This is a genomic window from Marinifilum sp. RC60d5, assembly GCF_052400665.1.
Taxonomy (GTDB): Bacteria; Bacteroidota; Bacteroidia; order Bacteroidales; family Marinifilaceae; genus JBQTGK01.
In genome coordinates this window covers 395,119-420,976 of the sequence record NZ_JBQTGK010000001.1, presented here as the reverse complement: position 1 = coordinate 420,976, position 25,858 = coordinate 395,119, and the positions used below count along the sequence as shown (strand labels likewise).

Genomic DNA, 25,858 nt, shown 5'->3' with positions numbered 1-25,858 from the left:
TTCACTTAGGCTGTAATGAATTAAACGTTTATGTTTAAAAATTTTTTACTTACAATAACACGGAATTTTATTCGAAATAAATTCTATACCACTTTAAATATTATCGGTTTATCTGTTGGTTTGCTATGTGCAATACTCATTGTTTTATTTGTGCAGGATGAATTAACCTACGATAAGTTTAACGTAAAGCATGAGAGAATAATTCGTCTGGGATCGGATTTCACCATCAATGGGAAGCGAGATCGGGGAGCTACTTCAGCTTTGCCTTTTGGACCTACATTTAAAACTGAATTTCCTCAAATAGAAGAGTTTGTGCGTTTTCTCGGGTCGGGGCGACAGCAGTTTAAATATGAAAACAGAGTTTTTTTCGAAGAAGATATTGCTTATGTTGACTCTACAGTATTTTCAGTCTTTAGTTTTGAACTCACAAAGGGAGATCCAAAAACATGTTTAAATCAGGAAAATAGCATTGTTCTGAATGAAACTTTAGCCGATAAATATTTTGGGAATCAAAATCCTTTAGGAAAAATTATTTTGATAGGAGAAAATAAACCATTTACTGTAAAGGGTGTAATGAAAGATATTCCTTCGAACAGTCATTTCAAGTTTAATGGTTTCTATTCAATGAAAACTCTTGAGCATTTATATGGCTCAGAGGATTTTAACAGCATGGAACCGATTCGTTTTTGGAATTTTAATTGCTACACATTTTTGTTACTTAAAGAAAATGTTGATGTCGGAATTATTCAAGATAAATTTCCGATTTACTATAATAAGTATATGAAATCATTAGCTGATAAATTAGGTGTTAATTATCAATTAGTGGTTCAAAAACTAGCCGATATACATTTAAAATCAGATTTGCAATGGGATGCTCCAACAGGCAGTATAAAATATGTATTTATTTTATCCATAATTGCATTTTTTATTCTTTCAATAGCAGGAATTAATTATATGAATATGGCTACTGCCAGATCTTCAAAGAGAGCTAAAGAAGTTGGTATAAGAAAGGTAGTTGGTGCTTACAGAGAAGATTTAATTTGGCAGTTTATTTTAGAGAGTTTATCTCTTTCTTTGTTAGCTTTATTAATTGCGCTTATTGCTGTTGAATTAATTTTGCCATTGTTTAATAGTCTTGTTGATAAAGATTTAGTGTTAAGTTTTTCGCAAACTCCCGAAGTTTTATTTTTTAGTATAGGATTGGCTTTGGTTCTTGGTTTTGTTTCAGGTAGTTATCCTGCTTTTTATTTGTCGTCGTTTCACCCAATTAAGGTATTGAAAGGATCTAAAATTCTGGGCAATCCAGGAGGTTTATTGCGAAAATTTCTTGTAATTTCTCAATTTACAGTTTCGGCCATGATGATTAGTGGTACAATAATGGTGGGTCTGCAATGGAATTATATGAACAATAAAGATCTGGGATTTAATAAAGAAGATATTATAATTGTATCGTTAAGAGATTCTATGCTTCGGGCACAAATAAAACCTTTAAAAATAGAGTTAAAGAAAAATCCAAATGTAAAAGCAGTTGCTACATCTAGCAGTTTAATTGGTTTTGATGCTTCTAAATCAATTCATTTGTATGAGGGAGAGCAGGGAATGGAGGAGTATGCTTTAAATTTTAATGTGGTTGATTTTGATTATATCGATCTCATGGAAATGAATATCATACAAGGACGAAAATTCGACCCTAAATTTACAAAAGATACAAGTAATGCTTTTATAATTAATCAATCGGCAGCAGAAAAATTTAATTGGTACGAAAACGCTTTAGGTAAAAGACTGCAATTAGGTGTAAAGCTCAAAAAAGGAGATGAGGTTATAGAAGGGAAGGTTATTGGCGTGGTGTCTGATTTCCATTATCAGCCTCTTCGAAATAAGATTGAGCCAATTAATTTTATTGTAAGCGAAAATCCAGAATACTGCAGAATACTTCATGTAAAAATTAATTCACAGAATCGGAAAGAAACAATAAGTTATATTAAACAAGTGTGGTCTGATTTTGATTCAAATACAAATTTTGCATATTTTTTTCTCGACGATAGAATGAAAAAACAGTATGTCTCTGAAGAGCGTTTAACCTGGATATTTTCTATTTTTTCGTTGATAAGTATACTAATTGCTTCGCTCGGTTTGTTTGGATTATCCTCCTTTATTGCTGAGCAACGATCAAAAGAGTTGGGGATACGAAAGGTTTTGGGAGCATCGGTAGAAAAGCTTGTTTATTTACAAACAAAAGAATTTTTTCTTCTGGTTTTATTTGCCAATATAATTGCTGTTCCTCTGGTTTATTGGCTAATAAATATGTGGCTGCAGGATTTCTTTTACCGCATCGAAATTGCATGGTGGATATTTTTAATTACACTTTTTGTCTCTTTGGTTATTGGTCTGTTTACCGTATCCTGGCAATCATACCGAGCAGCATCTTCCGACCCGGTAAAAGCTATAAAATATGAATAAAACAAATTCTTAACGTTTTAATTTGTGAAAGATATTTGTGTTTCAATTCTATTTTCTAATGATAGTAATGTTGCTGCTATTGAGATAAAATAGAAGGCAAAGAAAGAAGCATACAATATAGAATTGAATTTTTTTGTTGGAAAAGAAGAAGTAGAAAAACGATTGGGAGAATGGTAAAGGGTACCCCAAGAGTGAAAGTTAATTGAAAATTTAAGGTAAGCTATCGCCAATTAAGATAACAATTGGGAGTTGATTAAAATTTATGCTCCATTAAAGGCTTATAAATTTATTCAGATACTTTTTCGAAAAAAGTAAGGCGTTTTTCTAATTATGCTTGTAACTTTCCTTTGTTTTATCCGTCATAACAGCGAAACAAAATCAAATTAAGTTGGCATGGATTATTTATCTAAAATAGTATTGTCTTTTTTTTTATTTATTAGCCTATTATTCGAGGTGTTTGGGTTATCAGCGCAAACCTACAATTGTAATTTATACGGATCCATCACAACTGTCGATGGAGATATTTATAAGGGGCCTATTCGCTGGAACGATGAAGAGGTTTTTTTAACAGATATTTTTAACTCCCAAAAAATAGAAAATCCATATGTAAAGTATCTCGAAAATAAAGATAGATCTAAACACGATTTAAAAGGAAGAAATAGATGGTTTGAAGATGAGGCATCTCGGGAAAATAAATATGCTAGAAAATTTGAATGTCGTTTTGGTGATATAAAATCTATTTCGGTTACCGGTTACGAATCAGTTAATCTGGAACTAAAAACAGGAAAGTTTATTAATTTATCTGGAGGCTCAAACGATTTGGGAAATCAGGTATGGATACTCGACAATGAGTTAGGATTAGTAAAAGTAGAATGGAATAGGATTGATGTTGTGAATTTTTTCACACCAGACAAGCAAATTACTGAAAGTTTTGGAGATCCAATTTATGGGAAAATTACAAGTACTATTGGAGAGTTTGAAGGCTTTATTCAATGGGATCATGACGAAAGGTTATTATCAGATAAATTAGATGGGCGAAGTAAAGACGGAGATTTGGATATCCCATTTTCTAGAATTAAAAAAATTCAGAAAACAAAATATGGAAGCCTTATTAGTTTGTCTTCGGGACGGGAGCTCGAATTAAAAAATTCTAACGATGTAAACAGCGGAAACAGAGGGGTAATTGTAACAATTCCAAGTGTAGGGCGAATTGATTTTACCTGGAAGCATTTTTTGTCTTTAGAGCTTTTGCCAATACCTAAAGCAAGGATTAATTGTTATTCAGAATTTAAAGAAACAGAACGATTGTATGGGAAAGTTACCACCAAAGAAAATGAAGTTTACGAAGGAGTAATTGTATATGATCTGGATGAGGCAATGGATTCAGAAATTTTAAATGGCTTAAATGATAATTTAGATTTTTCAATTCCATTTAAGAATATTAATAAAATTGAACCAAAATCTTATGATTATTGTTTGATAGAGCTAAATACAGGGGAGAATTTGTATTTAGGAGATCGAACAGATGTATCTTCTTCAAATGCTGGAGTTATTGTTTTTAAGGGAGAAAATGAATATGAAACTATAAAATGGATAAATATTAAGTTAATTGAATTTATGTAAGAAAATAAGCAATATTTCATTTGTAAATAACCATTATTATAGGGTAATTTAAGTCTAATTAAGCTAGTTTTAATTGGACTTATTTTTTGCAATAATTTGATTTGTATTGAATTAAATAGGTTTAATTTTTGTAAAACAGAAACTATTAATAACTTAACATGAATTTGAAAAAAAAAGAAGTAAAATTTGATGGGGTAAATATTAATATGTTGAAAAAAATTAGCAAATTTGAAACTTATTAATTTTTCTCTCGTCAAAATAAGAAGTTCTTTTGTTGATAAAAAGATTGTTTTTATCTAATTCGTTTGTGAGTTCGATTGATTTGAAAACTATTTGTTATGAAAAGGTATGGAGCAAGTTTACTCTTATTAATATTAATACATATTGTTAGTTTTACTGCTCAAGCACGTGATTTCTATTGGATTGGTGGTTCTGGTAATTTCAATGATATAAAGCATTGGAGTGATCAGCCAGGCGGTAAAATTAATCCATGGGCTCTCTTGCCTGATAAGGATGATAATGTGTACTTCGATGAGTATTCTTTTCCTGATGGTGGCGCAAGTGTGACCATAACGAGCGTTGCTCGTTGTGCAAATATGCATTGGGGGAATGTAAAAAATATGCCAACATTTACTTCCGACGACAATAATGCTCACTATTTAGTTGTTTACGGAGGTCTTACCTTTACTAGTAATATGATCCTAGATTTGGATCGCCCTTTATATTTTAGAGCAAGTACCAAAGAAAATGAGATCGATTTTGGTGGAAATGTATTCGATGGAGATCTTATTTTTGAAAATAATGGGGGCTGGAGAATTATCAGCGATCTTGATTTGTTAAATAATGACATTTATTTTAATCAGGGATCATTAAGTATTGAAGGCACAGTAAATTGTGGACAGTTTATTTCCGAAAATTCGGTTACCAGAGAACTGGATTTAAATTCTTCTAATATTAATTTATCGGATAGTGGGAATGCTGTAATTTCAATTTTAACAGACCATTTGCTTGTTGATGCAGGCGATTCAAAAATCAGTATTTTATCTACTAATTCATCAATTGAAACTTCAGGATCAAAGAATATTGAATTCTATGATGTAATTTTCGAAGGAAATTCTGGAATTGTGTCTACTTCAGTACCATTGGCATCTTTTAATAGTTTAACTTTTAAACAAGATGGTAGTCTTATAGGACAAAACGACTTTCAGGAACTCTTATTTACTCAGGGGTTTTCTTATTTTGTTGATAGCGATGGTATTCAAAAAGTGAACAGTAAATTTACTGCCAAAGGTACATGTTATGCTTTTATTACAATAAATGGAGCTAGTTCAGGTGGATTTATTTCTGCCGAGACTGTTGACCTAGAATATCTAAAAGTAAATAATATTACTGCCATCGGTTCTGCTGTTAATTTCGATGCTAAAACTTCTTACGATTTGGGAGGTAATTCTGGTTGGAGTTTTGGTCCGCCTTCTTCCGAAGATTATACATGGACTGGTGCAGGAGCTGATAATAAATGGTCTAACTATTTAAACTGGGATAAAGGTTGTGTACCTTCAAGAAATAACAATGCAATTATTGGTGCTGGTTATACTGTAGAAATTGACCAGCCTGCAGAATGTAAATCCTTAACAGTTCATGATGCTTCAACGCTCGATGGTTCTGGAACTTTAGAGGTTTATGCTTCCTTAACTGCCACAAATTCTACCTGGACTTACAATGGAGAAACCTATTTTAAAGGAAGTAATGCAGGTAATACAATTTCTATTAATGCAAGTTTAGCAGGACCTGTAATTGTTGATGGAACAGGAGATTGGACTTTAAGTACAAAGCTTAGTATAGCTAATGTTTTATACCTAAATAAAGGGACATTAAAAACTGATGGTAACAATGTGTCTATCGGTCGATTTGTATCTAATTCTTCAGCTACTCGTGCTTTCGATATTTCAAATTCTAATGTTCAAATCAATACGGGAACCCTAAAAGCATGGCATGTTCAAGGCGGTGGGTTTTCCATTACTCACACAAACTCAACAATTGCTCTTGTTGGGGGGGCCGAATTCTATAACAATTCATCCGATGGAGTAAGTTATGGAAAAGTAGTTTTTGACAACTCACTTGGCGATTTGGTATTTCTTACTAATGATGATCCGGTAGTTGATCCTGTTTTCGATGAACTTATTTTTAATGGGAGAGCAAAAATCAGTGGTAATCATCAGTTTACAAAAATAGTTTTTAGCAAAGGAAATGAGTATCAGTTTCAGGCTGGAAGCACTCAGAAAATATTATCGGCAGATGGATTAATTGCAGAAGGAACCTGCTCCGACTATATCACCTTTAAAGGTGATGGAGGTATCGCATTTATCGATAGTGATGTGAGTTCGAGTAAGATTGTTAGAATTCGTGTTGAAGATGTAAATGTTAAAGGAGGAGTGCTTACTTCGGCCGACGGAGGATTGGTGGCAAGTCAGTCTATTGCTGTTTCGGGTTACGATGGCTGGGTTTTTCCTGACGATTTAGCTGGTGCTGATATTTATTGGACTGGTAAAATAGATGATAACTGGTTCGAAGCAGAGAACTGGGAAGGTGGATGTATTCCAACCCGAAAGGATAATGTGTTTTTCGATGATTCAAAAATTGCAAGTGGTGGAAGTTCTAAGGTAAATATATCACAAAAAGGAAGTATTGCTGAGTGTAAAAATATGACTTGGGTAAATGCATCAGGTATGACATTCTCAGGAGATCAGCCAATAAATATTTTTGGAAGTTTAGATATGTCGGGCATGATTGTGGGGAGCAATTCCTACTCTGGAGCAATTAATTTTGAGGCAGAAGAAGCTGCGACTATTAAAATAGGTAATGTTCAGTTGTTAAGCGATCTGAATTTTATTGGTAATCAACAAGAAGATGGAACTTGGTTGGCGGGTCCGTGGAGTTTAACTTCCGAATTGGTAACAACTGGTGACCTAGATCTTAAACATGGTGCTCTTACAACTAATGGAAATAATATTGAAGTAAGTGAATTTTATTCTAATTATGGAGGTGCCGATCAGGCTCGAACCCTAAATTTAGGTGCTTCAGTTTTGAGGGTAGACCGAATGGAAATATCTGCCGATGAGTTTACATTTGATGCAGGAACCTCTACAATTCAATTTGCCGAAGCTCAAGATCTTATTATTTCAAAGGGAGATGAAGTTCTTAGTTTTAACAATATAAGCTTCGAAGAAAGTGATGGGAATGCTTATGTTGATGTATTTGCTGATAATGTAAGTTTTAATAATATGGTTTTTGCCGGGAATACTTATTTCCGGAAACCAACCGATTCTAAAATTAGTTTTACAGCCGAAAATATTCAAATGGCAGTTGGTAAAACTTATGTTTTTGAAGCAGGACAAACCTATATTTTAGGTGGTTTAATTGCAAATGGTGCCTGCGAAGGAACCATCGATATTACAGGATCAGATTCTGATGCTGCAATTTTTCAGGCTAAAACAGGAGTAAGTAATATAGAAGTTAATTCTGTTAACTTATTAAATATACATGCCGAACCTGATAATGTATTTGTAGCTAAAAAGTCATTGGATTTAGGAAATACAGAGGGTTGGAAATTTAAAGATGAACCTGTTGGTGATGATTTATACTGGGTTGGCGGAACAGGATACTGGGATGATCCAGACCATTGGTCTACTACTTCAGGAGGAGCACCCGATGGATGTGTGCCAACAGCTAAGGACAATGTTTATTTCGATGCAAATTCTTTTCCTATTTTTGATCCCGTGGTTTATACTGGTGCTGGTGATATTCGTTGTCGCACAATGGATTGGACAGGTTCTGAAGCTAGTAGGCCTAATTTAGAAATGGGAGATACCGATATTTCTGGTGTTTATATTTATGGTTCGTTCATTTTAAATTCATCTCTTACAGTAGATTTATCTCCATTTGTAGATTTTTACTTTAGAGCAACCGAGGATCAGGATATTAATACATTTGGTTATGTATTCCCTAATACTGTAGAGTTCGATGGTAAAGATGGAGTTTGGACAATGCAATCTAACTTTATTGCAGAGGGTGATATAATAATTCGGTATGGAAATATTGATGCAAACGAGAATTATGTTGAATGTAGAAGTGTTGTTTCCAGTGAACCTACAGACGATGCCGATTCAAGAGGATTAAATATTGAAAATTCTGAGCTTGTACTAACAGGTGTAGATGATGAATTCGATAGTTCCATTTATCTGAATCTTTCTGATAATTATGGAAAATTTCAAACATTTAATTTAATGGCCGATGGAAGTACAATTCGTTTAGAGGCTAATGATGCGAAAATTGTTCTGTCGGGAACATCTTCCAACTCCATTAGTTTTAATGAAGTAACATTTGAACAAACCGGATGGCTTAATTCTGGATTCTCAGGACTTGCTACCTATGCTTCTCATCTTTTATTTAAAGAAAATGGTAATATAAATGGTAAGAAAAATAGTTTCGGAAAATTAGAATTGTCTAGAGGATTCGAATTTCAGTTCGAAGATGGAAGAACCATAGAAATGGATTCTTTACTTGTAGAAGGTAGCTGTTTTGCTCCAATATATTTACACTCTAACGACGATGGGAAAGAAACTTTTATTAAATCTGCAAATAATGTAAATGGTGACTTTTTGGAGTTGAAAGATATTCATGCTCTCGATCATACAACAATAACTTATACCGCAACAAATTCTCAAGATTTGGGAAATGTTGTGGGATGGAATATTGATGAGGTAATTGCACCAATTTCTTTATACTGGACAGGAAACGGTGCCGACGATAGCTGGCACAATCATGAAAATTGGAGTAGGGCTGCCGATGGTAGCGAGGAAGGTTGTGTTCCAACAATTAACGACGATGTATTTTTTACAGCTAATTCATTTTTAGGTAGTAAGTTGGTCGAAGTGCTTAGCGATGCCGAATGTCATAATATGACATGGGAAGATGATATCGATCCCGCAGCAAATTTTTCGGTAAACGAAAAAATACAAATTGGAGGTTTCATGGATTTGGCTGAAAGCATGAAGCTTGATATGAAAGGGACTCTTGAATTTGTAGGCGATGGAATTAGTGGAGATAAAAGTGTTGATTTTGCCGATAAATCAATGGATGGAGATATTATATTTAACGGAGACGCTCAGTCGTGGATATGGGAATCGGGATTTACCAGTTCAGGAAACTTAAATATCGAAGCAGGATCAGTTGCAACTAATGAATACAATTTTTCAGTAGACAAATTTAATTCTACTTCTAGCTATTATCGATATTTTAATATGACAGGTTCCAGGGTTTCTATTACTTCGCCCGAAGAGAAATGCTGGAATATGGTAATGAATACTCCGTTGGGAATGGATTTTATTGCTACCGATACTCAACTAGATTTTGAAAATGGGGGTGAACTTTTTTGTACCACCGATGGAGATGTAACTTTCGGATTTGTTGATTTCTATGATAATGGTATTCTTAATATTAATAGTGATTCCGATTCTGAACATGGATATTTTGGAGCGGTTAAATTTCATGAGCAAGGTAAGGTTTTTGGAACCAATGATTTTACAAATCTCGAGTTTACACTCGGATATGAAGATAATACCATAGAATCTGGAAAAACAATTACTATTGACTACGACTTAACAATGGAAGGGGTTCGTTGTTCTTATGTTTTTCTGAAAGCAAGTACTCCTGGAGATATTGCATATATTCATAAACCAACAGGACTATTCGGAAAAATTTACAATGCTTCTTTCGAAGATATTCAGGGATCTACCGGTTCCGGAGCAATCAATCATCCTGTTAAATATCATTTCGATTTTTCTAATACTACAGGTTTCAAATTATTCACCGAAGATGCCGATGGTGATGGTGAAGATGATGAAAATCCACCAGCTTTCAAAGAGACTTTTGAGAAACAAGAGTGGTGTAGTAATATTGCTGTAATTGATAATGTTGAGGGGTTTCCAATAAATAGTAAAACAACTTTTCAATGGTATTTTAGTGATGATGATGGTGTTACTTATGAAAAATTGTTAGAAGAAACCAATGCGGTAATCGAAGTTACCAAAGATGGTTTTTATAAAGTAGAAGTTATTTATGCTGGCGATACTGAATGTATTATTGAATCAATTGTTGAAGTTATTTTGGAAACTCCATCTACCGTTTCTTTGGAAATCACATCTCATAATGTAAAATGTTTTGGACAGGAGAATGGACGTGTAATTGCTAAGGTTAAAAATAATGCCAATGGAAATTATCCCGATTTTACTTTTTCCTGGGAAGATGAAGATGGAAACATTCCTGATAAAATTACAAGGGATACTGATAATTGGACCAGTACTGCTCTCAATCTGGCTCCTGGTAAATATTACGTTACTGTTGCCGATTTTAAAAAATGTGAGTTTGATACAATAGTAAATATTTTCGATGCTTATGAAATGTTAATAGATAGTATCGATACTACAGGTTTGACTTGCTATACTATTCCAACAGGGGAAATAAATATTAATGCCTCGGGAGGAACTGGAAATTTGTCTTATTATTTGAATGAGGAATTACAGGTTGATGGAAATATTAGTGGATTATATTCCGGAGATTACAAAGTTTATGTCCAAGATGAAAATAATTGTAAAACTGATACTATAGATGTAACTCTTGATTCAGAACCAGAAATGGAACTTTCTTTAAGTGGATCGAATATTTTATGTTTTGGTGATACTAATGGAGAAATAGATCCTATTGTAAGTGGAGGTGTTCCAGATTATACCTATTCATGGAAAGGACCGGGTGGCTTTTCATCAAACAATTCTAATCTTACAGGATTATCTGGTGGATTGTATGAACTTACAGTTACCGATAGTGTTGGTTGTACAACTCTGGGAGAGCAGGAAATCGAAGAGCCAATGGAACTTATTGCTTCAGAGTTAGTTGTGGAACCGGCTAATTGTCATGGTGAGTCTACTGGTGAAATATTTGTAGTGGGAGGACAGGGTACTCAACCATACAGGTATCTGCTTGATGGTAAGGAAGATATTACTGGAATATTCGATAGTTTAGCCCCTGAGAATTACGCATTACGAATCGTTGATGCCCATGGGTGTATATACGACAAGGATATTGAAGTGTCGGAGCCTAACGAAGTAGGATTTTTACTCGATGATAAAGTTTTACCTTCTTGTGAAAAAAATGAAGATGGAATTATTCATATTACACCTTATGGTGGAAACGAAGGTTATTCATTTACTTGGACAGGACCAAACGATTATAAATCTTATCAGCAAAATATAGAAAATTTACTTGCTGGTAAATATGCCTTACAAATTACAGATAAGAAAAATTGTACTTCAATTGATTCTGTTAATTTGGATTTAGGTTTGACTCTTCAGGTGGGCTTGGTTGTGGAACAACATGTTAAAGTGGCAGGTGGGAACGATGGAATTTTGGCCATAGAATTAATCGAAGGAAAACCTCCATATACCTTTACTCTAAACGGACCAACCGGTGTAGTAAGTAGTCCCGATTTAGTTGAAGATAATTATTATTTAATAGAAAATTTAAGTGCAGGTGTTTATACCATCATTGCAACTGATATTTCGGGATGTGCAACTGTAGAAAAATCAGTAATTATAGAAGAACCAAATTCTTTATTTGCTTACATTAAAGAGGTTAGGCCTGTAGGCTGTGCTGGAGGTGCCGATGGTGAACTTAAAGCTGTAGTTGGTGGTGGTTCAGGAACTTATACTTATTCGTGGACTGGATCAGGAGGTTATACTGGTAGTGGTGAAAGTATATCTGGCTTAACTGCAGGAACTTATAATGTTGTAGTAAGCGGAGATGGAAATTCAGCAAGCGCTAGTTTTGACTTATTGCCTGCCGATCCAATTATAGTTAATGTAAATAGTGTTAAAAATGTTTCGTGTTATCAGGCTGCCGATGGTGAAATAGAACTTTCGGTTGATGTTGGTGATGTTGATTATACCATAGAATGGACTAGTGACAATGGATTTTTATCATCAGCTAAGCATGTCTTAGATTTAGAACCAGGTACTTATAATTATGTTGTAACTACAGTTGCCGGATGTAGTGTTTCTGGTAGCCAGAATATTACAGAGCCTTTGCCACTTAATTTATCTGTAATACCAACTGATATTAGTACAGAAGGTGAGCGTGATGGAGAGTTGAGTGCCAGTTTTGGAGATGGAACTTCGCCATATACTGTTTTGGTTTCTGGTCCTAACGGCTATTCCTTTTCCGAAGAAGGAAATACTAGTGGTAGCATTTCTATAGATGGTTTAGAAATGGGGATTTACGAAGTTGTTGTTATTGATGCCAATGGTTGTAGAATTGAAGATGCTAAAAAAGTACACGAACCACTTAAGTTACTGGTATATACAACAAGTATTACCCATGTAACATGTCCGGGTGGCAACGATGGTGCCATAAGTATTGGTGTGGATGATGAGAGTGATCCTGCGAATTTATCTTTCTCGTGGGAGGCAGATAATTATTTTAGAAGTAATGATAAGGATATTAGTAATTTAAAAGCTGGAACCTATCGATTAACAGTGTACGATTCGGGAGGAGATCCCGGATATGAAGAACAAACTATTATTGTTATTGTTGAGGAACCTGATGTGTTATCTATTGATTATAATACCGAGAATATTTCCTGCCCGGGAATGACTGATGGATATATTAATATTCAGGCACAAGGAGGAACGCCTGGTTATAGTTTTTATTGGACAGGAACAGGTGTTGAGCCTACTAATGAGGATCAAAATAATCTTGAACCCGGTATTTATTCAGTTTATATGTCAGATGTAAATGGCTGTATTTCCGAACCTATAGATATAGAAATTACAGAACCACCTAAGTTAAATGTAACAGCTTCGGGTATGGGAGAGCCTACTTGTTATGGTGATGAAGATGGTTGGATACAGCTAGATATTTCGAATGGAACAGAACCTTATATTGTCGAATGGGATAATTATGGTAGTGTTACTCAGCGTATTGATGAATTGGAAGATGGCATTTATCATTATAATATTATTGATGCTAATGGCTGTGTTGAAAGTAATGAAGTTGAACTAACTGAACCAGATAGCTTAATAGCAGAAATTCTTGATTATGAAGATGTAAAATGTGCAGGAGAATCTTCTGGGCGTGCCTATGTTGATATATCAGGAGGAACTGCTGATTATGATATTTTATGGTCCGACGGACACGATGGACAAGAGCTTTCGAACATGTTTGCCGGCAGATACGAAGTTAAGGTTACCGATGCTCATGGTTGTAAAGATACCTCGAGTGTGGAGATATTTGAACCTGACCCACTTAATTTGGGTGTTGAGGCGATTAGACCAACAACTTATGAATCATTAGATGGAGCATTAACGATAGAGGTTGAAGGTGGTGTTCCCGATTATGTGATTAATTGGGTAGATCAGGATCTTAATTTTTACAATGGTGATAAGCTGGAAGATCTGGAAAGAGGGGTTTATGAACTAACAATTACAGACCAAAATAATTGTGTTCTGGATTCAACAATTACCCTCGAATATCTGTTCGAACGAAGAATAAAGATACCAAAGGCCTTTACACCAAATGCCGATGGATACAATGATAACTGGGATATTGAGCGAATCGAATTTATTCAAGATCTTAAAATTATAATTTATGATAGATGGGGGAAAGCTGTTTATGTGTTCAGTGGTACTGGTAATGAATATAAGGGAGAGCCGTGGACAGGAGTGGATGGAAGTCAGAAATTACCAATCGGATCTTACTATTATGCAGTTACGGCTGATGAAGAGAAACCAATAATTGGTACAGTTACCATTTTAAGATAATTAACACAACATTTTAACCTGAGCCATAAATTCTAATGAGAAAAACATTACTTGTTTTAGGAGTCCTCTTATTGGTCTTTTCTCAAGGAAAAGCCCAACAAATGCCACTGTATAGTCAATATGTGGAGAATGGTTTTTTACTTAATCCAGCAATGGCTGGGAGTAGAATGTATTCCCCATTACGCCTAAGTATAAGACAGCAGTGGGCGGGAGTTGAAGGAGCGCCAGAAACGCAAGCCTTAAGTTTTAATAAGAACTTTGGCGATAAATGTATAACTTGTAACGTAATGGGTAATCCTTTGGCAAGAAGGAATAAACAGCGTGGAGTAGGTATAGGAGGTTACTTTTTTAACGATAAGTATGGAGCTGTTTCCCGCACAGGTTTAGAGCTTTCTTATGCCTACCATTTACAGCTAACAAAACGAAAACTAGGCCGATCGGCTACAAAATTATCCTTTGGTTTAGGTGGATTGTTTTATCAATATCGTTTCGATGGGAAAGATATTCCGGTAAACGATCCCTTATATACGGGAACAGATGAAGTTTCTTACGTTCCCGATGCTAATTTTGGAGCTTATTTGTATAACGATGATTACTTTGTAGGTGTTTCGGCTGTACACTTGTTTCAATCGGCGGTAAAACTGGGCGATAATCATATTGCTGATGACCTTATGATGCGACATTTTTATGCCACAGCTGGTTATACTTTTCATTTAATGGATTTGGTGGATCTTGAACCTTCAGTAATTGTTCGAAAAACACTAGATTCTGATGCTTATTATGATATTTCCATGAAATTGTATATTAACCATTTCTGGATGTCGGCATCCTATCGTACCAACGATCAAATAGTGGGTATGATTGGAGTTAGCTATAATCAATATTACATTGGATATTCTTACGATCATTATTCTAATAACCTGATTGCCGATAGTAGCGATGGAACCCATGAAATTACGATTGGAATTAACTTTGATATTCCAAATAAGATGAAACGGGAATCTCGTTTGCGTGAAAGACGTGCTGCCGATAGAAATTTTAGCAAAACAAAAACCCAACGTTTTAAAAGACAAAGTAAGAGTTATATATTCTTTTAATGGATAGAAACATATTTTTTAAGTCCGGTATAATATTTAATACCGGATTTTTTTTACCTTCAATTCTCAAATAACTTTTGTATGAGAAAAAGCGGATTATATATAATCGTTTTACTACTTATTGTAATATCAGTATCCTGCGATAAAGAGGAAGGATATAATTTAGATCCTGATTTTAGACTTAGCTTTTCTGCAGATACTCTCTCTTTTGATACTTTATTTACCGGATTTGGATCAACAACAAAGCAATTTAAAGTTTATAATCAGTCATCTTCGAAAGTTAAGCTTTCCAGAATATTTTTATACAATGAAAATTCCCCATATCGTTTAAACGTAAATGGTATTCGCAATAATAATTATGTAGATATTGATATCCCGGCAAACGATAGCTTGTTTGTTTTTGTTGAAGTAGATTTGCAAGTTGCAGATATTGATGAACCAAGAAGTCTGGAAGATATTCTTGTTTTCGAAATTAATGAAAAGTTACAGGGAGTCATTTTAGAGACTTATGCGCAAGATGTTATTTTGTTGAGTTTAGATATAGTAAGTTCACGAAACCTGTCGGGAAAAAGGCCCTATTTAATCGAGAAGAGTATTTCTGTGGCCGAAGAAAGCACTCTTAGTATCGAGGAAGGGGCAAAAATCTATTTCAAAAAAAATGCAGCTTTGTATATTAATGGAAATTTAAAAGTAGAGGGAAGCTACGGAAAACCGGTTTATTTTGGAAGTTCTCGTTTCGAAGATCTTTATAAAAATGTGCCCGGGCAGTGGGATGGTATTTACGTGTCGGAAAGTAGTGAGAATTGTGACTTAAAACATTTTACCATCGAAAATGGAAAAAATGGTTTGATATATTTAGGTAGTGGTGAGTCTGCAAATACTCTTCACCTAGAGTATGGGGTAATTAAGAATTTTACACAAAAAGGACTTTCTCTTACGAATGTCGATCTTGTAGCTCACGATATGATATTGGCTAATTGTGGCCAGGAATGTTTACATGTTGTGGGAAATGGGAATGTGGAATTGTATCATTCTACCATATTTAATTCCTGGTACTATGGGGTTCGAACCAATTCGTCCTTTACTATTGCCAATGATGAGGACAGTAGTTCTAAAATTGGCAATTCTATTGTTTGGGGAACACGCAACAACGAAATTAGTTTGCTAAATTCTTCAGATTTAAAAATTGAGAATAGCCTGCTAAAGTTACCTTCTTCCGAAATTACCAGTTATGCTTCTGTTTTTTCAGATTGCATTTTTAATGAAGATCCGCTTTTTACCGATGCCGAAAACTTTAATTTTACTCTCACTTCTGAATCTCCATGCATAGACAAAGGAAAATCAGAATACGGAAACTTATTCCCTTTAGATTTATTGGGAGTTTCAAGAATAAGCAGTACGCCTGATATGGGTGTCTATGAATTTTCTGAATAAAGTAATTCATGAGATTTTTATTTTTTCTGTTTTTAGTAATATCAAGCCAATTTGTTTTTTCTCAATCGATTTTAGAAGGAACAGAAGAGTATAAAAGAGGCGATTTAAGAGTTCTTTTTTATAATGTAGAGAATTGCTTCGATTGTTTCGATGATAGCCTTAAAATAGACAATGAATTCCTCCCTCATGGGATTAGGAACTGGACCTGGAAGAAGTACAAGCAAAAAACAAATAAAATAGCTAAAGTGATAATGGCAGCGGGAGGATGGCAGTTTCCCGATTTAATTGGCTTGTGTGAGATAGAAAATCGCTTTGCATTAAATGGGATTTTTAAAAATACCCCATTAAAAAATATTGATTATCAGATTATTCATAGAGAATCGCCCGATAGAAGAGGAATTGATGTAGCTCTCATTTATCAGCCTGAGGTTTTTAGTCCTATTGATACCACTTTTATACCCTTAATTTATAGGAGAGAAAATAAATCAACAACACGTGAAATTTTATATGTGAAAGGTAAATTACGATCTTCCGATACCATTCATGTATTTGTAAATCACTGGCCTTCGCGCTGGGGAGGACAATTAGAGTCGGAAAATAAACGCATTTCAGCAGCTCGTTTGCTGCGAAATAAGCTCGACTCAATTCTACAAACTAATACCAAAGCCAATTTGCTTATTATGGGCGATTTTAATGATTATCCCGGAAACGTGTCCATTAAAAATATATTAAAAGCAGAAGCTCCCGAGGGAATTTTATCTGATAATAACTTGTATAACCTGGCTTTTCAGTTCGAGAATAAAGGAGGTATTGCCAGTCATAAGTATCAGGGGAAATGGGGGATGCTCGATCAATTTATGGTATCGGGAACCCTTCTTAACAGAAAGTCAATTTTATATTGCGATGTTGAGGGGATGAGTATTTTTGCTCCCGATTTTTTATTGGAAGCGGATGAAAGCTACTATGGAATAAAACCATTCAGAACCTTTACAGGATATAAGTTTCATGGAGGATATAGCGATCATTTGCCAATAATCCTTGATTTTTGGAGCCAATAATACTGATAAAAAACAGGCGATAATAAAAATTACCGCCTGCTTTATAATTTAATTAATCTTCGAGGCTTTCAATCAATGAAGCCAGATTTTTTTCATATAGTTTACTACCGGTTTTAGCATCGAAATTAGAACTAGGCCCAGCAATACAGCCACCTTCGCAAGCCATTACCTCAATAAAGTTACCACTGGTTTTTCCAGTTTTACCAAAAGCTTTAAGCATTTTAATCTTTTTCTTATCCAAACCATTAACAATTACAGGTTTAATGTTTACGTAAGGTTTTACCTCAAGCACTGATTGAGCTACTCCACCACTGGCAGCATAAGCTCTTCCATGATTTAAAATTGATTTATCAAGAGAAATAGGATTCTCTTGTGTAACTTCAACTTTCCAGCCGGTAAAAAGAGCAGAAAGTTCTTCAAAAGTCATTACGTAATCAACATTTGGATCTTTCATTCCTTCGCGACGCTTGGCAATACATGGCCCTATAAATACAATTTTTGCATTAGGATATTGTTCTCGAGCCTGCTCGGCCGAATAATACATCGGACTTTTTGTTTCCGACACATATTTTGCGATTTCCGGAATGTGTTTTTCAACGGCAGAAATATATGCAGGGCAGCACGAAGTTGTCATGAATGGATCTTTTCTTTCCAATCGTTCCAATAATTCGTCTGCTTCGTTCATGGTTGTTGTGTTTGCACCTTTGGCAACTTCCAGCACATCAGTAAAACCTAATTTTTTTATGGCACCAAGAACCGATTCGGTAGATGATTTAAACTGCCCAATAACTGCAGGTGCAGTTATTGCAACAATTTCTGTTTCTTCATCTTTAAGCGATTTCATCACATCTACAATCTGTGAATTTTCCATAATCGATCCGAAAGGACAGGCTGTGATACATTTTCCACAGTCGATACATTTTTCTTCATCAATTTGCTCAATACCGTATTCGTCTTTTGAAATGGCTCCCACAGGACAGGCATTTTCGCAAGGTACTGGCATAAAAATTATGGAGTGATATGGACAAATGCTCATACAAATACCGCAGTTAATACAGGTTTTTGGATTAATTTGAGCTTGACCATTTGCATTCCAGCTAATGGCTTCTTTCGGGCAGTTCATCATACATGGATGCGCAACACAACCCTTACAAAGGTTGGTTACTATGTAGGAATTTTTTACACAGGAAGTACACGCTTCATCTACAACAGTAAGAATTTTATTTATTGGATTTTTTCTTTCAAGAGCTTCCTTTGCATAGGAAGATAAAGTTTTTAATTCGTCTCTGTCATCTTCTAAATCGAAACCCAAAAGAGGAATTATTTTTTCTTTAATAATTACACGTTCTTTAAAAACACAACAACGATCAAGATCTTGTTTGCGGCGAGGAGCCATTTCCAATGGGATTCGATCCAATTGTTCCGTGAAATTACCTTCATTAAAAAGTTCTGCCATTCTGGATAGCAGATCTCTTCTGATAATCATAGTATTGTCGACGTAGGCCATTAAATATTATTTTAAATAGGTTAGTTAGTTTTTCAGCCGGCAAAAATATACATTAGATATGGTATGAGATGTGTTGTACAGCATGCAAAAGTTTGCAAGTGTAAAAAATAAGCCAGGAATTATCCTGGCTTATTTTTATTTGCTGTTTTTAACGGGTTTTAGCCCAAGTTCTTTTCCTTTTTTTATCATATATTGATAAGCAGCTTCTCTTTCGTTAGGAATTATTCCATCTAAAATTGCATCTTTTATGGCTACTTTAATATCACCTATCATTCGGCAGGGCGACAAATTAAATGTCTCTATTATTTCCTGACCATCAATGGGAGGCTGAAAATTGCGAACTGCATCTTTTTCTTCTACTTCCTTTAATTTGGTGCGCACCAACTGAAAATTATCAAGAAAACGCTTTACTTTTTCTTCGTTTTTCGAGGTAATATCGGCCTCGCATAATTTCATAAGATCGTCAATATCATCTCCTGCATCGAAAAGCAAACGTCGAATTGCTGAGTCGGTAACTTCTTCCTGTGCTAATACTATGGGGCGCATGTGAAGAAGAACCATTTTTTGTACGAATTTCATTTTTTCGTTCAGCGGCAATTTCATATTCTTAAAAATGCGGGGAATCATTTTTTCTCCTATAAAATTGTGAGCATGAAAAGTCCAGCCAATGCCTTTTACAAATTTCTTTGTATTTGGTTTGGCAATGTCATGAAGCAAAGCAGACCATCTTAACCAAAGCTTATCTGATTTTGGAGCCAATTGATCTAGAACTTCAAGTGTGTGATAGAAATTGTCTTTATGACTTATTCCATTTCTGGTTTCCCGGCCTTTTAGTTTTTGAAATTCTGGGAAAATTATTTTTAATAAACCGCATTCTTCCAGTAATTTAAAGCCAGTTGATGGCTTCTCAGACATTACAATTTTATTTAGCTCATCAATAATTCTTTCTTTTGAAATGATATGAATTCGCTCCCGGTTTTCTTTTATTGCAGCAAATGTCTCGTCTGATATTTTAAAATTTAGCTGAGTGGCAAAACGAATTGCCCGCATCATTCTTAAAGGATCATCCGAAAAGGTGATCATTGGATCCATGGGCGTTTTAATAATTTTGCTGTTTAAATCATTAATTCCACCAAAAGGATCGAGAAGTTCCCCAAAATTATCATTATGCAAGCTTAAGGCTAGTGCGTTAATGGTAAAGTCTCTTCGTTTTTGATCATCTTCCAAACTGCCATTTTCAACAATTGGATTTCTTGAATCTCTATTGTACGATTCTTTTCTTGCGCCTACAAATTCAATTTCAAGATCTTTAAATTTTAGCATGGCTGTGCCAAAATTCTTAAAAATAGAAACCTTAGGCTTACCTGCTTTTGCAGCAACTTGCTGGGCAAGTTCAATTCCGCTACCTATTACTACAACATCAATGTCTTTCGATTCTCGTTGTAAAAATATATCTCTTACAAATCCTCCAATCACATAGCTTTCCAAATTTTCTTTGCTTACTATTTCTGATATGATTGAAAATATAGGATGTTTTAAATGCTCTTTCACTTTTATATTGTCAGATGACCCGCATAGGTCGTTATTAATTCCCATTATCGCATTTATGACAAATCGACGGGATCTTTCGCTGACAAAATTACAATTATTTAAGCTGAAATTGAAAAAACTAAGAATATTTGCTTTGGCATACAAATTGTAAAATAAAAATATATATATTTGTAGATAAGTAGAATTTTAAATTAATTAAGGAGTTGTTATGGTAGAACATTTAACAAAAGAGACTTTTAAAGCTAAAGTATTTGATTTTGATAAGAATAAAGACTGGAAATTTGAAGGAGATAAACCTTGTTTAGTAGATTTTTATGCAGAGTGGTGTGGACCTTGTAAAACGGTAGCTCCTATTTTGGAAGAACTAAAAGCAGAATATGGTGAGGATCTTAACATTTATAAAATAAATACTGAGCAAGAGCAAGAGTTGGCATCTATGTTTGGAATTCAAAGTATACCTTCATTGTTGTTTATTCCAGAGAATGGTCAACCACAAATGGCTCAGGGAGCATTATCGAAAGAATCATTTGAACAGGCATTTTCTGAGGTTTTAGGAGTTGCTAAAAAATAAGAATTAGGTTTTCGTTAACAGCTGTGTAACTAAATCATTTGTAGCTTTAGCACGATATTGAAACTGGCTTTCAATATTCAATTTACCAACAAAAAAAGAAAGTTATGAAGAAGTTGATATTACTTGTGTTAGTCACGTTTGTAGGTACTAATATTTTTGCTCAGGCAAGTTCCGATTATGATGTAATTCATTTGAATGATACCAGTTTTAAGGAAAAGGTTTACGATTTTGAGAATAGTAAAGATTGGGTATTTAAAGGTGATAAACCTGTAATCGTTGACTTTTATGCAACCTGGTGTGGACCTTGTAAGAAAATTGCTCCTGTATTAAAAAAATTACAGAAGGAATATGGTGACGATATCCAGATTTACAAAGTGGATACCGATAAATCACCTAAAGTTTCTGCGGCATTTGGAATTAGAAGTATTCCGAGTTTATTGTTTATTCCTATGAAAGGAAAACCAACAATGGCACAAGGAGCTTTACCACAGGAAACTATGGTGAAAGCCATAAAAGATGTCTTAGGTGTAGAAGCACCTGAATCATTAAAATAGGTTTGAATATTAATTATAGTTTAGGTTTTTAAAAGTCGGCTTTTGGCCGGCTTTTTTGTTTTTGCTAATTTTCCAATTACCTTTGCAGCGAAATCACAGTGGGGTGCCTAAAATTACAGGCTGAGATCATACCCTTAAACCTGATCCGGGTAATGCCGGCGTAGGAAAATTGCGAATTAACTTTTCGCCAACCTGATCTTATTTAAACCTCATTGCAATATATTTTTAACGTTTTTAACTTTTAAACAATGTTTTCAAGAAAGATGAACTCTGTATTGCTCAGAGCAAGCGTGTTAATGCTATTGCAATTTGTTTGTTTTATCGGATTCTCTCAACTTAATCTTACAGGAAAGATTACCGATAAAGCAGGAAAAACACTTCAGGGTGCCACAATAGTAGTAAAAGGAACTTATTTAGGAACAATAGCTAATTCTAATGGCGAATACAAGTTTCAGAATTTAAAAGAAGGCGATTACAATTTAGTAGTCTCATTTTTGGGTTATCAAACTGCTCAAAAAGAAATTCAACTAAGAAAATCAGCTACTATTGATTTTAGCTTAGAAGCATCTGCTATAATGGCTGATGAAGTGCTAGTTGCTGCAACTCGTGCAGATTCAAAAACTCCGGTTGTAATTACCAATGTAAGTAACAAAGAGTTATCGAAGAGGAATTTAGGACAAGATATTCCATCTCTTTTATCCATTACGCCATCATTTGTAACAACAACAGATGCAGGTGCAGGAGTTGGTTATACTGGTTTTCGAATTCGTGGATCAGATGCAAATCGTATCAATGTAACAATTGATGGAATTCCATTGAATGATTCAGAATCGCATGGTGTTTATTGGGTAAATATGCCAGATTTCACCTCGTCATTAGATGATATTCAAATTCAGCGTGGAGTTGGAACATCAACAAGTGGAGCAGGAGCTTTTGGTGCAAGTATAAATATGCAAACACAAAATGTTAATGCTAAATCGTACGCTGAAATTTCAAGTTCAGCCGGTTCTTTCAATACTTTTAAGAATACAGTGAAATTGGGTACTGGCTTGAAAAAAGGATTCGCTTTTGATGTTCGTTTATCCAAAATTACTTCGGATGGATTTATTGACAGAGCAAGTTCTAACTTGCAGTCAGCCTATTTTTCGGGAGGATATTATGGCGATAAAACAAGTGTAAAGGCCAATATTATTGTGGGTAAAGAAAAAACTTATCAGGCATGGAATGGTGTTCCAAAAGTTCGGTTGGAAAATGATGAAGCTGGTATGCAGCGTTATGCAGATCATTGGCTAGTGAGCCAAGATGTGGTAGATCATATGATGGCTTCAGATAGCAGAACATACAATCAGTATACTTATAAAAATGAAACTGATAATTACTGGCAAAAGCATTATCGCTTGTTTTTAACACATTTATTTGATGATAATACAAAGTTCAATATGGCTTTTCATTATACTCAGGGAGAAGGTTATTATGAGCAGTTCAAGAAAAATGACAAACTAAAGAAATATGGTTTAGCTCCGATTGTAATTGGTGGTGAAAGCATAGAAAAAACGGATGTTATTCGTCGTAAATGGTTGGATAATGACTTTTATGGAACTGTATTTTCATTCTCTAAAAAGATGAATTCTGTAGACTTTGTTGCAGGTGGTGGATGGAACAAATATGATGGTGACCACTTTGGAGAAATTCGTTGGATGAAAAATGCGGGAGATGCTTTCTTAGGTGATAAGTATTACGATAATAACGGAACAAAGGAAGAGTACAATGTTTATACAAAAGCAAACATTGCTCTTAATCAGCAATTTGGTCTTTATGCCGATATGCAACTAAGAGGAATTGATTATAAAATTAAAGGAATAGACTCAGACTTAAGGGATGTGAGCCAAAAGCATGATTTCTTATTTTTCAATCCTAAGCTGGGTTTAAATTATGAAATAGATGAAAATCATCGTGTTTTTGCTTCTTTTTCTATTGCCAACCGAGAGCCAAACAGAAGTAATTATACCGATGCTAAACCAGGAGAAGCTCCAACAAGTGAGCGCTTATTTGATTATGAGTTGACCTATAAAATGTCAAAGGCTAATTTCTTATTTGAAGCAAATATGTTTTATATGAACTACAAAGATCAATTGGTTTTAACTGGTGAGATAAATGATGTTGGTAGTGCCGTAATGATGAATGTTGATAAATCGTACCGTGCAGGTATTGAGTTAAGTGCAGCTACAAATATCACCAAATATTTTTCCTGGAAAGGTAATTTATCATTAAGTAAAAATAAGGTGAAGAATTTTGTTGAGCATGTTGATAATTGGGAAACAGGAGAACAGAATATTACGAACCTGGGAACCACTGATTTGGCTTTTTCGCCAAATGTGACTGCGAATTCTATTTTTTCGTATGATAAATCAGGTTTTGGAGTACAATTTATATCACAATATGTGGGAGAGCAATATATCGATAATTCTTCGAGTAAGGACAGAAGTTTAGATGCTTACACTGTATCGAATATGAATTTTTCGTATGAGTTTAAACCTGGTTTTGCCGAGAGTTTAAAAATTAATTTCTTGGTTAACAATGTATTCGATGCTGAATATGAATCGAATGCATGGGTTTATTCATATATTATTGGAGGTGAGCGTTTTGCTATGGATGGTTACTTTCCACAGGCAGGAATTAATTTTCTGGCAGGCGTAACAGTAAGATTTTAATATTTGAAAAATAGAACACTGGATTTTAGCTTGCATAAAATCCAGTGTTTTTATAATATTTGTATATGAATTGGATTGTTGATAACATCATAGAGATTATTGGAACCCTTTCCGGATTAATATTTCTCTATCTGGAAATTAAGCAAAATAAATGGTTGTGGCCAGTCGGACTGTTAACTTCTGTGATGTATATCTATGTGTTTTTTGTGGCAAAATTATATGCCGATATGTCGCTGCAATTTTATTATGTATTCATAAGTATTTACGGATGGATAATTTGGTCTCATGGTTCAAATCAAATTAAAGAAGAATTACCCGTAACACATTTAAGCCGTAAATTATTTGTTACTTTATTTACTGTAAGTATGGCAATTTATGTTGTTATTTCTTACGTTTTGGTAAATTTTACCGATGCTTCACTTCCTTATTGGGACGCATTTACAACAGCTTTAAGTATAGTTGCTACCTGGATGCTAGCCCGAAAAATATTGGAGCAATGGTTGGTTTGGGTAATTGTAAATGCTGTTTCGCTAGGACTGTATATCTATAAAGGTCTTTATCCTACTTCAATATTATTCTTTTTTTATACCGTATTGGCTATCATAGGTTATTTACAATGGAAAAAAGATATGCTTGTTTCTAGAGCTATGTCGGGCAATTAATTAATTTTGTACGACATTTCATTATTATCACCTCTTTAAATAAGCGAAAAGAATGCAAAAAAAAGCGGTTATTTTGGCAAATGGAGCCTTTCCTACTCACGAAATTCCTTTAAAGGAGTTAAAAAATTCAAAACATATTGTTTGCTGTGATGGAGCAATTAACAATTTAGAAGAAGCAAAAATAGAACCTTATGCTATTGTGGGAGATTTAGATTCGCTCGATCCGGATTTAAAATGGAAATATCGCGATATTATTTACCACTTTTCGAATCAGGATAATAATGATTTAACCAAAGCTGTAAATTGGTGCTTAGAAAATAATTTTAACGAAGTAGTAATTGTTGGAGCAACCGGAAAAAGAGATGATCACATGATTGGGAATATCTTTTTGTTGCCTTTGTATGCTAAAAAAATAAGAGTTAGAATGCTTACCAGTTATGGAATTTTCACACCAATACTTCGATCGAAAAATTTTGAGAGCTATACTCGCCAACAAGTTTCTATTTTTTCGCCCAATTCTAATACTTCAATTACAACAGCTAACCTTCGCTATGCATTAACAAGTCAAAAGCTTGATATGATGTGGCAAGGAACCTTAAATGAATCGATGGGAGATAGTTTTAGAATAGAATTTGAAGGTGGCCCATTGATTATCTATCAGGAATATTAGATTTTTGGTGTATTTTTTCTTCGATAAATTTTTAGGTTCTTTTGCTATAGGAACTTACGATATTTTTAAAAGCTGATTATATTTGCAGCCG

At 34.4% G+C, this 25,858-nt stretch carries 13 protein-coding genes and 1 riboswitch; of the genes, 11 read left to right on the top strand and 2 right to left on the bottom strand.

Going from position 1 to position 25,858, the window contains the following annotated elements; genetic code table 11:
* Positions 1–30 precede the first annotated feature (30 nt).
* The 6 genes from ACT3CE_RS01635 (at position 31) to ACT3CE_RS01610 (ending at position 17,541) form a co-directional block, all read left to right on the top strand.
* Complete coding sequence (locus ACT3CE_RS01635) at positions 31–2,460, top strand: ABC transporter permease (RefSeq protein ID WP_444708024.1); 2,430 nt, start codon at positions 31–33, stop codon at positions 2,458–2,460.
* 393 nt (positions 2,461–2,853) lie between these two features.
* Complete coding sequence (locus tag ACT3CE_RS01630; protein ID WP_444708023.1) at positions 2,854–4,083, top strand: hypothetical protein; 1,230 nt, start codon at positions 2,854–2,856, stop codon at positions 4,081–4,083.
* Positions 4,084–4,421: 338 nt separating this feature from the next.
* The gene (locus ACT3CE_RS01625) at positions 4,422–13,952 is read left to right on the top strand and encodes a T9SS type B sorting domain-containing protein (RefSeq protein ID WP_444708022.1); all 9,531 of its coding nucleotides are present in this window, start codon (positions 4,422–4,424) and stop codon (positions 13,950–13,952) included.
* Between the two features lie 35 nt (positions 13,953–13,987).
* Positions 13,988–15,049 carry a PorP/SprF family type IX secretion system membrane protein gene (locus ACT3CE_RS01620; RefSeq protein ID WP_444708021.1) on the top strand — a complete coding sequence of 354 codons (1,062 nt, stop codon included), beginning with the start codon at positions 13,988–13,990 and terminating at the stop codon, positions 15,047–15,049.
* A gap of 81 nt (positions 15,050–15,130) precedes the next feature.
* Positions 15,131–16,483 carry a choice-of-anchor Q domain-containing protein gene (locus ACT3CE_RS01615; RefSeq protein WP_444708020.1) on the top strand — a complete coding sequence of 451 codons (1,353 nt, stop codon included), beginning with the start codon at positions 15,131–15,133 and terminating at the stop codon, positions 16,481–16,483.
* Positions 16,484–16,491: 8 nt separating this feature from the next.
* On the top strand, positions 16,492–17,541 hold the full coding sequence (locus ACT3CE_RS01610; RefSeq protein ID WP_444708019.1) for an endonuclease/exonuclease/phosphatase family protein: 1,050 nt from the start codon (positions 16,492–16,494) through the stop codon (positions 17,539–17,541).
* A 52-nt stretch (positions 17,542–17,593) separates the two neighbouring features.
* On the opposite strand, the gene ACT3CE_RS01605 is transcribed toward ACT3CE_RS01610, so the two are convergent.
* Together ACT3CE_RS01605 and ACT3CE_RS01600 are read right to left on the bottom strand one after the other, a co-directional pair.
* Positions 17,594–19,048 (bottom strand): monomeric [FeFe] hydrogenase, encoded by a 1,455-nt coding sequence (locus ACT3CE_RS01605; RefSeq protein WP_444708018.1) that lies wholly within the window; start codon positions 19,046–19,048, stop codon positions 17,594–17,596.
* Positions 19,049–19,183: 135 nt separating this feature from the next.
* Entirely contained in the window at positions 19,184–20,644 is a 1,461-nt protein-coding gene (locus tag ACT3CE_RS01600) for a CCA tRNA nucleotidyltransferase (protein ID WP_444708017.1), read from the bottom strand.
* 163 nt (positions 20,645–20,807) lie between these two features.
* Here ACT3CE_RS01600 and trxA (ACT3CE_RS01595) point away from each other — a divergent pair, with 163 nt between their 5' ends.
* The 5 genes from trxA (ACT3CE_RS01595) (at position 20,808) to ACT3CE_RS01575 (ending at position 25,767) form a co-directional block, all read left to right on the top strand.
* On the top strand, positions 20,808–21,170 hold the full coding sequence (trxA, locus tag ACT3CE_RS01595; RefSeq protein WP_444708016.1) for a thioredoxin: 363 nt from the start codon (positions 20,808–20,810) through the stop codon (positions 21,168–21,170).
* Between the two features lie 104 nt (positions 21,171–21,274).
* Positions 21,275–21,724, top strand: a complete 450-nt coding sequence (gene trxA / locus ACT3CE_RS01590) for a thioredoxin (protein ID WP_444708015.1) — start codon at positions 21,275–21,277, stop codon at positions 21,722–21,724.
* Positions 21,725–21,814: 90 nt separating this feature from the next.
* A riboswitch (TPP riboswitch) is annotated at positions 21,815–21,909 on the top strand.
* Positions 21,910–21,972: 63 nt separating this feature from the next.
* Positions 21,973–24,435 (top strand): TonB-dependent receptor, encoded by a 2,463-nt coding sequence (locus ACT3CE_RS01585; RefSeq protein WP_444708014.1) that lies wholly within the window; start codon positions 21,973–21,975, stop codon positions 24,433–24,435.
* 65 nt (positions 24,436–24,500) lie between these two features.
* The gene (pnuC, locus tag ACT3CE_RS01580) at positions 24,501–25,097 is read left to right on the top strand and encodes a nicotinamide riboside transporter PnuC (RefSeq protein WP_444708013.1); all 597 of its coding nucleotides are present in this window, start codon (positions 24,501–24,503) and stop codon (positions 25,095–25,097) included.
* Between the two features lie 52 nt (positions 25,098–25,149).
* A complete protein-coding gene (locus tag ACT3CE_RS01575) occupies positions 25,150–25,767 on the top strand; it encodes a thiamine diphosphokinase (protein ID WP_444708012.1) in 618 nt (205 codons plus the stop codon).
* Positions 25,768–25,858 lie beyond the last annotated feature (91 nt).